Below are 13,415 nucleotides of genomic sequence, written 5' to 3'. Positions count from 1 at the left end.
AATACCCACTACCTCTTTATTTCCAGACAATAGCCTTAATCACTATTAACCACAAGGCGTTCTCATGGACTCAACTAAACGCAGCTTAATGACCCGTCTCGGTGCATTGACCGTCGGCGCGGCTATCATACCAGTTTCAGGGGCAAATCCGCTCACCACGACCATTATCCGTAATAGCGAAGCCCCCGACCGTAAAGGCCAGAGCGGTAAACGTTATGCCATGGTGGTTGATTTACGTAAATGCGTCGGTTGCCAAGCGTGTACAGTTGGTTGCAGCATTGAGAACCAAGCACCTATTGGCCAATTCCGTACCACAGTAAAACAATACGAAGTCACTTTAGATGACGGCAGCAGTGAATTACAAAATGTTAAATCATTTACCCTACCACGCTTATGCAATCACTGTGAAAACCCACCTTGTGTGAAGGTATGCCCAGTGCAAGCAACCTTCCAACGTGACGACGGTATTGTCATGGTCGATAACGAGCGCTGCGTGGCTTGTGCTTATTGCGTACAAGCTTGTCCTTACGATGCCCGTTTTATTAACGAAGAAACCCTCACTGCCGACAAATGTACCTTCTGTGCTCATCGCTTAGAAGAAGGCTTATTACCTGCCTGTGTAGAAACCTGTGTGGGTGGCGCGCGTATTATTGGTGATATTAAAGATCCTAACAGCCACATTAGCCATTTAATGCGCGAACACCAAGATGACATCAAGGTATTAAAACCAGAAGAAAACACCCAGCCGCATGTGTTCTACATCGGCATGGATGACGCGTTAACCAGTAAAATTGACGGTAAAGTTGCCATCTATGATCCTGCAGGAGAAAACGCATGAACATCACCGAAATTTTAGTCCAACCACAAGCTATTGCTTGGCTCCCGTGGGCAGTACAATACTTTTTCTATATTGGCTCTGCGTATGCGGCAGCAATATTGTTTTTATTAAGCTATATATTCCGTGCACATACCAGCCATTACTTACGCTCGGCATTAGTATTGACCATGTCGATTGGCGCCGTTGTTGGCCCACTGGCATTAACCGGTGACTTACACCAACCGGGTCGAGCATTGCACTTTTATAGCAACATGACACCTTGGTCATGGATGTCATTAGGCTCACTATTTTTACCGCTATTTTCAGCATTAGCGATATTAACGGCTTGGTTATATTTACGTGATGATATAGCCAAACTCAAACACAGTGACAATGCTATCGCGAAAAAAATATCCCTATTTAGCCTAGGTGATTGGCAGACCACTAGCACCCAAATGATCACAGTCACGGTATTAACCTGTTTATCCGGTTTAACTATCGCACTGTACACAGGTGCGGAAATCTACGTAGTACAAAGCCGCCCGTTATGGCATCAACCTGCAGCACCATTACTGTGGTTTGTGACTGCCTTTATCGGGGCCATCGGTTTTGCGTTATTACTGTTAGCGCTATTCCCTATTCCTGCAAAAGCGAATGCCTTTACCCAAAGTGATCAAGGATTAATAAAACGAGCACTGTTAGTCAGTGCCATCTTAGCCGCTGTTTTATTGCCAATCTGGGCATCCAATAATGCTTCATTTTCGTTATATGAAAGCGATGCATGGTTAGTACGTTTGGGTAGCTTGGCGGTCAGTTTCTTGGCCTGTATGGGCATTGCATTGCTAGCCTCTAAAATAGCGCTGTATAACCGTCCGCAATTATTAATCATGAGTGCGATCAGCTTGATTTGTTGTTGGTATCTACGTTGGGTCACCATCATGGATGTACAAACCATCGCTAAATTTGACCAAGGACCGTATCCGTATGAATTGCCGATGGGCTCTGCAGGGCTACTCGGTATTCTTGGTATGGCTGGTTTGTGGTTAGCCTTAGCATTAGCGGCTTCAGAGATCGTCGCGATACAAGAAAAATCAGTAAAGTCAGTTAAACGAGTAAAGTCAGTAAAAAACAGCACCGTCTCACAACCTCTCAAAACACAACACACACAGTAAGGACTTCATTATGGATAACAAACGTCGTCAATTTCTTAAATCAGGTCTTGCTGTAGGTGGTGTTGGCGCTTTTGCAGCAGGTTATGCAACCACCACATCGCATGCGGTACATGGCATTATCGATGGTACTGCCGGTAAAAAAACCAAACACCCGCATCACGGTAATTCATTAACACCAGAATATAAGGTGACTGAAAACGGTAAGCTGATCAATAACCCAGCGCAGCGTGTGGCACCGTCAATGTGTTTCGGTTGCTGGACGCTGTGTGGTTTACGTGTACGTGTAGATAACGCCAGTGACGAGATATTACGTATTTCTGGTAACCCGTATCATCCATTATCAAATGAACACCAGATCCCTTTTAATACCCCAGTCAAAGATGCCTATATTGCCATGGCTGGTGAAGCTGGATTAGCAGGTCGTTCAACGGCCTGTGCCCGTGGTAACGGTATGATGGAAATCCGTAAAAGTCCGTATCGGATCACCCAACCACTAAAACGTGTTGGTAATCGTGGTGAAGGTAAGTGGATCCCGATCAGCTACGAACAACTGTTAGAAGAAGTGGTTGAAGGTGGCGATCTATTTGGTGAAGGTCATGTTGACGGCTTACGTGTGATCCGCGATGTGAAAACCCCACTCGATCCGCTAAATCCAGAATATGGCCCGAAAGCCAACCAATTATTAATGACCAATGCCGGTAATGAAGGCCGTGACGATCTGTTTAAACGTTTCGCTTTTAACAGTTATGGCACGCGTAACTTTGGCCATCATGGTTCGTACTGTGGTTATAGTTTCCGTGCAGGCTCTGGCGCATTAATGAATGATCTAAATAAATTCGCCCACGTTAAGCCAGACCTAGAAAACTGTGAATTTGCGTTATACATAGGTATGTCGCCAGCTCAAGCGGGTAATCCATTTAAACGCCAAGCACGTCAATTAGCCACAGCCCGTACCAAAGGCAACTTTAGCTATACCGTCGTTTCTCCAGCGCTACCAGCATCATCGAGCTTAGCTGCAGGTGACAATAACAACTGGCTACCGATCAAACCTGGCAGTGATTCAGCATTAGTGCTCGGCATGATCCAGTGGATATTAGCCAATGATAAGTTTAATACAGCTTTCTTAACACAACCAGGTCCCAATGCGATGAAAACCGCGGGTACTGCCCATTGGTGTAACGCCACGCATTTGGTAATAAGTGATAAGGATCATCCGCGCTACGGTTATTTCCTTCGCGCTTCAGAAGTAGATCTTGGGTTTACTGGCACGGCATTATCAGAATCCGATCCGTATGTGATCGTCGATGCACAAAGTGGTGATCTTTCTGTGCACACACAAGATCAACCCGCGCGATTATTCATTGATCAAGTCGTCACGACCAAGCAAGGTGATGTACAAGTTAAATCATCACTACAGCATTTAAAAGAATCGGCATTTGCCCACGATCTTGAGTTCTACAGTGCGCAATGTGACATTCCAGTAGCGACGATCACCGCGCTAGCGAAACGCTTTACCAGTCATGGTACTAAAGCCGTCGTCGATAGCCATGGCGGCAACATGCACAGTAACGGTTTCTACAATGCCTATACAATCCTAATGCTCAACGCGCTAATTGGTAACATCAACTTGAAAGGCGGTGTCATGGCTAAGTCTGGTGGTTATCCAACATCAGGTAACGGACCACGTTACGATTTCACCAAGTTTAAAAATAAAGTAAAACCAAAAGGGATCTTTTTATCTCGCAGTAAATTCCCGTACCAAAAAACCAGCGAATATAAACGTCGTATCGCCGCAGGTGAATCGCCATATCCAACACGATCACCTTGGTATCCGATTTCTGCGCCGTTATTAACAGAACATCTCTCGGCTGCAGTAGATGGTTATCCGTATCGTGCCAAAGCCTGGATCAACCACATGGCGAACCCTATGTATGGCGTACCTGGGTTAGCTAACTTATTGGGTGATAAATTAAAAGATCCAAAACAGCTACCACTGATCGTGTCTGTTGATGCTTTCATTAATGAAACAACGGCATTATCCGACTACATAGTCCCTGACACAGTGACTTATGAAAGTTGGGGCATGGTGACTCCTTGGCATGGCGTACCGACTAAAACAGTCACAGCACGCTGGCCGATTGTGAATGCATTAACAGAAAAAACGGCTGACGGTCGTAGTATCAATTTAGAAAACTTCTTAATTGATATCGCCAAGAAAATGCAGTTAGGCGGTTTTGGTGATAATGCGATTAGTGATAGCCAAGGTAACTGGCACGGCATTCACAATGCGGAAGATTTTTACTTACGCGCTGCAGCCAATTTAGCCTATGTTGCCAATGGCGTTCCGGCAGCAAGCAGCGAAGATATGGTATTGTCGGGGCTCGAACGTCTATTGCCAGCGATGCAACGAGTGTTAACACCGGAAGAACTCGGTAAGGTCGCGTTTATTTTTGCCCGTGGCGGTCGCTTTGAAAATGCGACAGAAGCCTATAAAGGCGAAGAAATGAAATACAAATGGCAGAAACCATTAGCGATCTGGAATGAAAAACTCGGTACATCGCGTAATACCATGACGGGTGAATATTATTCTGGTTGTCCTACTTGGCATCCACAAAAATTAGCAGATGGCACACCATTAGCAGAAAAGTATCCAACGACGGAATGGCCATTTACCTTAACCAACTTTAAATCGAATATTCACAGTGCAGTATCAAACCTGTCACCACGGTTAAATTCCATTAAAGGTGTTAACCCAGTTTATATCCATCCGACTGACGCGGCTAAAATTGGCTTAACAACTGGCGCTATGTTTACAATCACCACACCAACCAGTGCCACTAAAGCGATGGCGTTAATTGTTGATGGTGTTAAACAAGGCACACTTGGGTTTGAACATGGCTTTGGTCATAAAGAACTCGGTGAACGTGCCCATTGGATTGGCGATACACAACAGCCAGTTAAAATGAAATCCAATGATGGGGTGAATATTAACGATATCGGTTTAATCGACCCTACCCGAGAAGGTAAAGGGGTACTGTTAGATTGGGTGGTTGGCGCTGCAGCAAGACAAGCACTGCCCGCTAAAATTAGTTTAGGCTAGTTAACTCATTAATTAAGTCAGAGCCCAGTCATTAATTAACAAGCCCGCATGTACAACAGTACCTGTGGGCTTTTTTAATCACAACGCTGATCCACATCGAAAGCCGAACCTATATACCCCTTAATTTATGTGGATAACCACAATATCTTTCTCTTTCACAAACCGCCAGACTATGCCCGTCATTATGCTAGTAACTATGCTCGTAATATGACCTTGCCTATAAGGACCCTACTTACAGCGAGAGAATTACTATAATTAGACCGACCCTACAATTACCGACTAACCTGGAGACATACCATGCCCATGAAGAATATATTCCGCAGCATCATTGGACTGAGCGCTTTGCTGTTAGTGCAAGCGCCCGCATTTTCCGCCACACCACCTGCGGCGATGGTATGTGAAAGTTGTCATGGCACGGCAGGTTTAGGTACGCCAAATCTAGCGCCGATGTTAGCTGGTATGGATAAAGATTATTTAGTCGAACAAATTAATCACTTCAAAAATGGTAATCGTAAAAATCCATCGATGACGTCGATGGTCATGACCTTAGCAACACCAGAGTCTGTACAGCAAGTGGCGGCATTCTTTGCTTCTTTACCAGCACCGACTATCAGTAATATTGAAAAACGTGGTGATAATGTGATTATTACCGACCCCGCGAGAAAGCTGGTTTACCAAGGTGACTGGACTCGTAACATTCCGGCCTGCGCAACATGTCATGGCCCTAGCGGTTTAGGCGTTGCCCATTTTCCTCGTCTAGCCAGCCAACATGCCGATTATATCAGTAACCAATTAACGGCATGGCAAAACAAAAAGCGCACCGGCGATAAAAACAATGTAATGGCAACCATAGCGCAGCAATTAACAGCCTCTGAAATCCAACATCTTGCGCAATACTTTGCAGCGATAAAATAAGGTCATCTAATGAAAACATTATCTCTTATCCTCGGCGCAAGTTTATTGTTCTCGACGTTTGCCAGCGCAGAAACAAATTTACCCGACCGCCAAACCGAATTACCTGCGCATGCAAAAGCAGCCAGTACTGAGTACTTAGTACCTCGTGATTTAGCCACTATTCCAAATACTGAGTTTGGTAATAAAGTAAAACAAGGTTATTCACTATTTGTTAATTCACAGACCATGCGTGGTCAATACGTTGGTAATGAACAAAACTGTGCCAACTGCCATATGCAAGCGGGTATGAAAGCCAATTCAGCACCATTATGGGGCGCATTCATGGCGTACCCTGCCTATCGTAAAAAGAACGACAAAGTAAATACTTACGCAGAGCGTATCCAAGGTTGTTTTAAATATTCAATGAACGGCGTTGCGCCTGCTGTTGATTCACCAGAACTCGTTGCCTTAACCGCTTATTCATATTGGTTAGCGATGGGTGGCTTGTTAGATAAATACGATATGCAAAGTACGCAGATCCCAGAGATGAGTGATGCAGTTGTACAACTAGGCGGCAAAGCAGATTCATTTGTATTACCAGAAACAATTGCGGCGGCACTACCAATAGAACAGCGTAATAAGTTAGCTGGCCGAGGTTATCCTAAATTAGCTAAATCAGCGCAGACACCGTCTATCGAACGTGGTGAAATTGTGTATAAGCAAACTTGCTCAACTTGTCATGGTGATAGCGGCCAAGGGTTAAAACAAGACGGCGTACAATCATTCCCGCCACTTTGGGGTAAAGGTTCATTTAACTGGGGTGCAGGCATGCATCGCGTTAATACCGCAGCATTCTTCATTTATGAAAATATGCCGTTGGGTAAAAGTATCCAGCTTAGCAACCAACAAGCTTGGGATGTGGCCGCATTTATGAATAGCCATGAACGTCCACAAGATCCACGCTTTACTGGTGACTTGAAAGCCAACCAAGAGCAGTACCATAACCACCAAGGTTATTATGGTAAAACAGTTAACGGTAAAGTCGTTGGCGAAAATGCTTTTCCAGCTGAAGCTGTAGATTAATCCTTAATGAAAGACTCAAGTCACTCGACTTGGGTCTTATTACTTCACTCCTAATTACCAATACTTTCGTTATTTATCGTGTTAAAAAATGCTCTAGCTCTATGTTTTAATAGCCGTTAAAACGGTATAAAAAAGTCAAAAAAGTATTTTTAAGTGGTCGATATCACTATAAAACTCTTGAGAAATAATATCTTCTTAATGCTAGACTGCATCAAATTTTAACCAGAGTAATTATTGTGCAGTTCAGAACAGATATAAATGGGTTAAGGGCTATTGCCGTTTTAGCCGTAGTATTATTTCATTTCAATCCGGCGTTACTACCAGGTGGGTTCACTGGCGTAGATATCTTTTTTGTTATTTCCGGATTTTTAATGACCCGCATTATTTTCAATGGTTTTGAACAAGATAGTTTTACTCTCGGTAAATTCTATAAATCCAGAGCCAATCGTATTATTCCAGCCTTGGCTCTTTTATGTTTAGTAATGCTTATTTTAGGCTGGTTTTATTTAACGCCTAGGGATTACACAACATTAACCAATGATGCTTTAAATAGTATTATCTTCATTTCTAATTTTTTCTATGGCGGTGATGCAGGTTATTTCGATACAACCTCAAAAGAACGTTGGTTATTACATACTTGGTCTTTATCAGCGGAATGGCAATTTTATATAATTTATCCATTATTACTGATATTACTCAAAAAAATAATATCTTTAAAAGCGCTAAAACAATCGGTACTTATCGGTACTTTCATTGGTTTTATCTACGGTGTATTTTCAACATATCAATCACCTGAATTATCTTATTTCCTACTGCCAAGTAGAGCATGGGAAATGATGCTCGGCGGTGTCGCCTTCCTTTATCCCTTTACACAGTTAACAGATAAAAACAAAACGCGGCTAGAAATATCAGGCATTAGCTTAATCATCATCAGTTATCTATTTATTTCTAAAGATAATGTGTGGCCTGGATATCTTGCATTAATACCGGTTTTGGGTGCATTTTTTATTCTTCAAGCAAATAACTCGAAAAGTATTATCACCACCAATCCATTATTACAAAAAATTGGTACTTGGTCTTACTCTATTTATTTATGGCACTGGCCAATTTCAGTACTGGGCATTTATTTAGATCTCGGAACAAAATGGATTTATATAGGTTTACCACTCTCAATTGGTCTTGGTTTTTTAAGCTATCGTTACATCGAGCAGTACAAGTTTCACAATATCAAATTAAATGCTAAAAACTTTTTCAAATATAAACCATTATTGATAGTGCTTACTATCGCGATACTAGCCGGGGTAGCAAAAGAAAATAGCCAAAATACTGCTCGTTTACCAACAGAGTTAATCACATTCATGGAACGAACTGTTTACCCAACGAAACCTGGGCAATGTCGAGGAACTTGGGATACAGAAATGCCTGAATGTGTTTATGGTAAAGGTGAATTAGGCGCTATTGTCATTGGTGATAGTCATGCTAGTGCACTTGTTAGCATGATTGATAGAGCCACAGCAAATCAATCCGTTTTAGACTGGTCTATGGACGCTTGTAGCACTATTGATGGTTTATATGAAAAAGGCTTAAGCGAAAAAAATACCGCCTGTGGTGATTTTATCCATTACGCCATAAAAAAAGCAGAAGATAAATACCCAGGAGTTCCTGTGATTATCATCAATCGAACCTCACAAAACTTATATGGCCGTAATGAAAAACCTGCAAGTGCACCAAAACGTTTTGTTAACGCTGAATTTACAGAGCGTAACGACACTTACCGACAGTCTCTAGCGACAGGGATGATCGAGACTGCCTGTGCCTTCACGGATAATCATCCAGTCTATGTGATGAGACCGACGCCTGAATTAATCAGCGATGTGTACAACGAAAAAATGCGCGACTTAATGACAGGTAATGCCACTGAACGAGTGTCAATTAGCTTAGATGAATATCACGAAAGACAAAAACTGGCGTGGCAAATTCAAGATACAATGGCTGAACAATGTGGCGTTAAGATCATCGATCCACTTCCTTACCTTTGTGACGATAAAGCCTGCTACGGTGATAAAGATGGCATCATTTTATATTCCGATGATGACCATTTAAATGAAGAAGGAACCCAACAGATCATGCCTGCATTCAAGCATATTTGGAGCTAAGTATAAAATTATAATGCCGTGTGCTAATTAAGCCTCGGCATTATTAAATCAGTCTCGAGCTTGATCCACACTCTGGCAAATAATATCTCTCACCCATTTATGCCCTGGTTCATCATTGTTACGTTCGTGCCATAACAGCACATACACCAAAGAAGAAAAATCTATCGGCAAAGGTAATTGCACCAAGTCATATAACTTCTGCGCATGCGATACAAAACACGAGGGTAAGGTAAGCACTAAGTCGCTGTGGGCACAGACGCTAGCAGCGCCGTAAAAATCCGGTAATGTGGCGCAGATATGACGGTGTTGTCCTGACTCTGCTAATTGATAATCGAGTAACCACCAATCATTGCCTTCACAGCGCACCTGCACATGCGACATACTCAAATAGGTTTCAACATCCCACTGTCCGGCATTAATACTGGCTAACATCGGGTGGTCACAGCGCACTAAGCAGACTTGGTCATCGGTAAATAAACGTTGATGGGCAATGCCATCCGGCAGGTTATTCAAGCGAAAATCTGCGGTCGGATGTAACTCCCTTGCCGTAATACCAAAATCAATTTGCCCTTGCTGCAAGTCTAATAATGACTTTTCATTCCAACCATAAATTTCTAAATTCAGCTTTGGGGCTTGCGACAAAATAGGGCCGATGTAATAAGGCAATAAAGTCTCATACGCACTTTCCAGCATCGCAAACGAAAACTGGCGATGACTTTTTTCGGGCTCAAAACTCGGCGGTAAACTGATCTGATACAAGCCTTGTAATATCGTCGGCAATTGCGCTTTTAACTGCAAAGCATGCGCGGTCGGTTTCAGGCCATGAGCAGTACGCAGAAATAACGGATCATCTAAAGTATCGCGTAAACGAGTGAGGCTTTTACTTAATGCCGACTGGCTCAAGTGTAAACGGTTGGCAGCACGGGTAACACTCTCTTCTTCCAGCAAGATCTGTAAGATGACTAAGAGATTTAAATCTATTCTGGCGAGATTATCTAAATTCATAAGATATTCCTTAAAGGAAATTCACTTCTGACATTATACCACTTCCATTCATAACACGCTTTACGTAAACTGCCCGACATTAAACCAGCCTTTTTTACTCGAGAATAACAATGCGCCGAAATATATTACCTATTTTGATGGCGATGGTGGTGTTAAGCCCCCTCGCTATCGACATTTACCTACCATCAATGCCAACCATGGCAACTGAATTCCAGGTATCCTCAAGTGAAATCCAATCTACCTTAGTATTATTTTTATTTGCCATGGGTATTGGCCAAATATTAATAGGACCACTAGCCGACCGTTTTGGTCGTCGTCCTGTCGCTATCGGCGGCGTGATCCTGTATTGCCTAAGCAGTCTACTTGCTGCTGGCGCGGCTGAATTTCATTGGTTACAAATAGCACGCGTACTACAAGGTATCGCTGCTTGTGCCACTTCAATCGTGGTATTTAGTGCCGTACGCGATAGCTTTGACTCTAAAGTAAGTGCGCATTACTACAGTTATTTAAATGGTGTGATCTGCGTTATCCCTGCATTAGCACCAACATTAGGCGGCCTATTAGCGCTACAGTTTGGCTGGCGTTCAACGTTTATCTTCATGGCAATATACGGCTTAATCATACTTGCGTTGATCATCAAAAAATTACCAGAAACTCGCCCAGACAATACCGATACATCCGGTTCGCTTTATCACTGGGATCGTTTTAAACCTGTGCTACACGATGCGCACTTTATGTTTTATGCCGTTGCTTGCATGGTTGGTATGGCTTCAATCTTAACTTATGTATCGTATGCTCCCGACTGGTTGATCCGCAATTTAGGCATCGCCGAGTTAGAGTTCAGTGGTTTGTTTGGCCTTAATGCTATCGTTAATATCGCCGCTTGTTTTGCTGCACCGTTAGTGATTAAACGTTTTGGTAATCGTCCTACCGTTATTATAGCTCTACTCGCTTTATTATCATCAGCTGCACTACAGTTGATGGTACAGCAATGGGGACCAACAGCTGGCATGGCCGCAGCCTTTGCCTTTATGCTACCGATGATGTTGCTTTGCATTGGTTTTGCACTATTGCTTGGTCCAGCAACCAGTATGGCATTAGCTGCATTTGGCGAACGCGCAGGTACAGCAGCAGCGATGTTAGGTTGTATCCAAATGAGTGGCGCAGCGCTACTTGCAGGCTTAATTCAACAAACTGATTTAACAGCCCCTTACGCGGTTATCGTGTTGATGGGCGGCTTGTCTTTGGTATTACTGGCTATTATGCTAACACCACGTCTTGACCATTGGCACCAAGAACAAGCTCAGCATTAAATGACGCAATGAACGGGTTCGACTACACTGAAAGAACCCGTTCATCACTTTATCTTGAAGTAACTTGGAGATATAAGGCCATCATAATGCAGAATGAAAAACATCCGCTATCGCACGAATTCCCAGACCACGCTATCGACATCGCAAAATTAAAAAGCGATAATCCCGAATTTACCGCCCTCGCTAAAGAATATCATCAACTCGATCATCAGATTTACGGCCTTGAAGCCAGCGGCATTCCCACCACCGACAGTCACTTTAGCGAATTAAAAAGTCGCAGGGTCGCCTTAAAAGATCAGATTTATCAAAAGCTCACTCAAGGTGATTTTTAATTTTCCCACTTCCATTTAGTCATAAAAGCCTTACACTGAGGTTATTAGTATTAGGCATTAAAGGAATATGGAATGACCGAACAAAATAGCCAAGATAAACATCAACAAAAGATGCAGAAGATCCAAAGCACCGTCGCAAAACGGGTTGATAAAGCCACAGAAGAACGCGGTATTTTGATCGTCATGACAGGTAACGGTAAAGGTAAAACCTGCGCTGGGTTTGGTAATGTTATCCGCTGTATTGGCCATGGCTTTAATGCCGGTGTAGTACAATTTATCAAAGGTACCTGGGCAGCAGGTGAAGTTAAATTTATCCAGCAAGTACGCCCTGACATGCCATATCACGCGATGAAAACCGGTTTTACTTGGGACACTCAAGATAAAGCCGCCGATATCGCCGCAGCAGAAACAGCATGGGAACATGCTAAAGCCATGCTCGAAAATCCAGATCTTAAAATGGTATTACTCGATGAACTGACTTACATGCTCAGTTACCAATATCTGGATCTCGAAGAAGTGCTTAACGCTATTCGTAACCGCCCTGTTGATCAGACGGTTATCGTCACCGGTCGCAGTGCCCACAAAGATCTAGTGGCAATGGCAGACACAGTGAGTGAAGTCAGAGAAGAAAAACATGCCTTTCGCTCAGGTATTAAAGCGCAAATAGGGATTGACTGGTAATGGATGAATTATCACTACATGAAACGCGTGTATTAGGCGCGTTGATCGAAAAAGAACACACAACACCAGATAATTACCCGCTATCGTTAAACTCATTAACGTCGGCATGTAATCAAAAAAGCAGCCGTGAACCTGTTCTGTCATTAAGCCAAGACGAAGTACAAAACATTGTTGATGACTTGGTGAAAAAACATTTAGTGATAAACGATGAACACGGCAGTAAACGCAGTGCTAAGATCCGTCATCGTTTTGGTAATACAGAGTTCAGTAAAATTCGTTTCAGCCCACAGCAATTAGCTATTTTGACGCTATTATTTTTACGTGGGCCGCAAACACCGGGTGAACTAAGAACCCGTTCTGCACGCCAGCATGCATTTAATGATGTGCAAGAAGTTGAAACGGCATTAGATCAACTTACCAATCATGAACAAGGTCCATTTATCGTTAAACTGAATAGAGAACCGGGACAAAGTGCTTGTCGCTATGCCCATCTATTCAGTGGTGCAGTCGTTTCGACAGCTGCTACAGATAACTCAGCACTGGCTAGCAATAACAGCGCTGATGACAATAACGTATTAGCAACACGTGTTGATGAACTTGAACATGAAGTCGCGACACTTAAAGCGCAGTTAACGACATTACAAGAAACGGTGTCGGCGTTAATTGATTAGTCCTGGTAGCAAATAACGCTTAGCTTGTATCAATAAAATAACAGCACTCAAAATAAAGCTAAGCATAAGAACTAAAAAGGGAGTCACACGTGATGACTCCCTACTTATCTATCGACTCCAATATCAACTTCACTATCTACGTCTCTGTCGACTTCTCTATCTGTAATAATCGCTACAAATAACGATATTAT

The 13,415-nt window shown here is 43.0% G+C and carries 11 protein-coding genes; 10 read left to right on the top strand and 1 reads right to left on the bottom strand.

Features of this window, described 5'->3' with window-relative positions:
* The first annotated feature begins 64 nt into the window (after positions 1 to 64).
* The 6 genes from dsrO (at position 65) to A923_RS0114495 (ending at position 9,222) form a co-directional block, all read left to right on the top strand.
* Positions 65 to 838 (top strand): sulfate reduction electron transfer complex DsrMKJOP subunit DsrO, encoded by a 774-nt coding sequence (gene dsrO / locus A923_RS0114520; RefSeq protein ID WP_017222407.1) that lies wholly within the window; start codon positions 65 to 67, stop codon positions 836 to 838.
* Positions 835 to 1,989 (top strand): NrfD/PsrC family molybdoenzyme membrane anchor subunit, encoded by a 1,155-nt coding sequence (gene nrfD / locus A923_RS0114515; protein WP_017222406.1) that lies wholly within the window; start codon positions 835 to 837, stop codon positions 1,987 to 1,989. The genes dsrO and nrfD overlap by 4 nt, the downstream gene beginning before the upstream one ends.
* Before the next feature lie 10 nt (positions 1,990 to 1,999).
* Positions 2,000 to 5,089 carry a tetrathionate reductase subunit A gene (locus tag A923_RS0114510; RefSeq protein WP_017222405.1) on the top strand — a complete coding sequence of 1,030 codons (3,090 nt, stop codon included), beginning with the start codon at positions 2,000 to 2,002 and terminating at the stop codon, positions 5,087 to 5,089.
* Between the two features lie 297 nt (positions 5,090 to 5,386).
* A complete protein-coding gene (locus A923_RS0114505) occupies positions 5,387 to 6,004 on the top strand; it encodes a c-type cytochrome (protein ID WP_017222404.1) in 618 nt (205 codons plus the stop codon).
* A 9-nt stretch (positions 6,005 to 6,013) separates the two neighbouring features.
* Positions 6,014 to 7,066 (top strand): c-type cytochrome, encoded by a 1,053-nt coding sequence (locus A923_RS0114500; protein WP_017222403.1) that lies wholly within the window; start codon positions 6,014 to 6,016, stop codon positions 7,064 to 7,066.
* Between the two features lie 236 nt (positions 7,067 to 7,302).
* A complete protein-coding gene (locus tag A923_RS0114495) occupies positions 7,303 to 9,222 on the top strand; it encodes an acyltransferase family protein (protein ID WP_026006256.1) in 1,920 nt (639 codons plus the stop codon).
* Positions 9,223 to 9,270: 48 nt separating this feature from the next.
* Here A923_RS0114495 and A923_RS0114490 read toward each other — a convergent pair whose 3' ends face one another.
* A complete protein-coding gene (locus A923_RS0114490) occupies positions 9,271 to 10,227 on the bottom strand; it encodes a LysR substrate-binding domain-containing protein (RefSeq protein ID WP_017222401.1) in 957 nt (318 codons plus the stop codon).
* A 110-nt stretch (positions 10,228 to 10,337) separates the two neighbouring features.
* On the opposite strand from A923_RS0114490, the gene A923_RS0114485 reads away from it, so the two are divergent.
* From A923_RS0114485 to A923_RS0114470, 4 genes are all read left to right on the top strand, one after another.
* Positions 10,338 to 11,540, top strand: coding sequence for a multidrug effflux MFS transporter (locus tag A923_RS0114485; RefSeq protein WP_017222400.1), 1,203 nt, complete (start codon positions 10,338 to 10,340; stop codon positions 11,538 to 11,540).
* Between the two features lie 86 nt (positions 11,541 to 11,626).
* Positions 11,627 to 11,872 carry an HP1242/YdcH family protein gene (locus A923_RS0114480; protein WP_017222399.1) on the top strand — a complete coding sequence of 82 codons (246 nt, stop codon included), beginning with the start codon at positions 11,627 to 11,629 and terminating at the stop codon, positions 11,870 to 11,872.
* Positions 11,873 to 11,944: 72 nt separating this feature from the next.
* Positions 11,945 to 12,553 carry a cob(I)yrinic acid a,c-diamide adenosyltransferase gene (cobO, locus tag A923_RS0114475; protein WP_017222398.1) on the top strand — a complete coding sequence of 203 codons (609 nt, stop codon included), beginning with the start codon at positions 11,945 to 11,947 and terminating at the stop codon, positions 12,551 to 12,553.
* A complete protein-coding gene (locus A923_RS0114470; protein WP_017222397.1) occupies positions 12,553 to 13,224 on the top strand; it encodes a YceH family protein in 672 nt (223 codons plus the stop codon). Before cobO ends, A923_RS0114470 begins: the two co-directional genes overlap by 1 nt.
* The last annotated feature ends 191 nt before the right edge of the window (positions 13,225 to 13,415 follow it).

The sequence above is a fragment of the Moritella dasanensis ArB 0140 genome (assembly GCF_000276805.1).
In the GTDB taxonomy this organism is placed as follows: Bacteria; Pseudomonadota; Gammaproteobacteria; order Enterobacterales; family Moritellaceae; genus Moritella; species Moritella dasanensis.
Note: the sequence above shows the minus strand (reverse complement) of the source record. Positions and strands in the feature narration are given on the sequence as shown.

What these genes read in the sequence shown, in the direction of transcription:
- dsrO (WP_017222407.1), top strand. Translation starts at nt 65, where the DNA reads ATGGACTCAACTAAACGCAGCTTAATGACCCGTCTCGGTGCATTGACC.
- nrfD (WP_017222406.1), top strand. Translation starts at nt 835, where the DNA reads ATGAACATCACCGAAATTTTAGTCCAACCACAAGCTATTGCTTGGCTC.
- A923_RS0114510 (WP_017222405.1), top strand. Translation starts at nt 2,000, where the DNA reads ATGGATAACAAACGTCGTCAATTTCTTAAATCAGGTCTTGCTGTAGGT.
- A923_RS0114505 (WP_017222404.1), top strand. Translation starts at nt 5,387, where the DNA reads ATGCCCATGAAGAATATATTCCGCAGCATCATTGGACTGAGCGCTTTG.
- A923_RS0114500 (WP_017222403.1), top strand. Translation starts at nt 6,014, where the DNA reads ATGAAAACATTATCTCTTATCCTCGGCGCAAGTTTATTGTTCTCGACG.
- A923_RS0114490 (WP_017222401.1), bottom strand. Translation starts at nt 10,227, where the DNA reads ATGAATTTAGATAATCTCGCCAGAATAGATTTAAATCTCTTAGTCATC.
- A923_RS0114485 (WP_017222400.1), top strand. Translation starts at nt 10,338, where the DNA reads ATGCGCCGAAATATATTACCTATTTTGATGGCGATGGTGGTGTTAAGC.
- A923_RS0114480 (WP_017222399.1), top strand. Translation starts at nt 11,627, where the DNA reads ATGCAGAATGAAAAACATCCGCTATCGCACGAATTCCCAGACCACGCT.
- cobO (WP_017222398.1), top strand. Translation starts at nt 11,945, where the DNA reads ATGACCGAACAAAATAGCCAAGATAAACATCAACAAAAGATGCAGAAG.
- A923_RS0114470 (WP_017222397.1), top strand. Translation starts at nt 12,553, where the DNA reads ATGGATGAATTATCACTACATGAAACGCGTGTATTAGGCGCGTTGATC.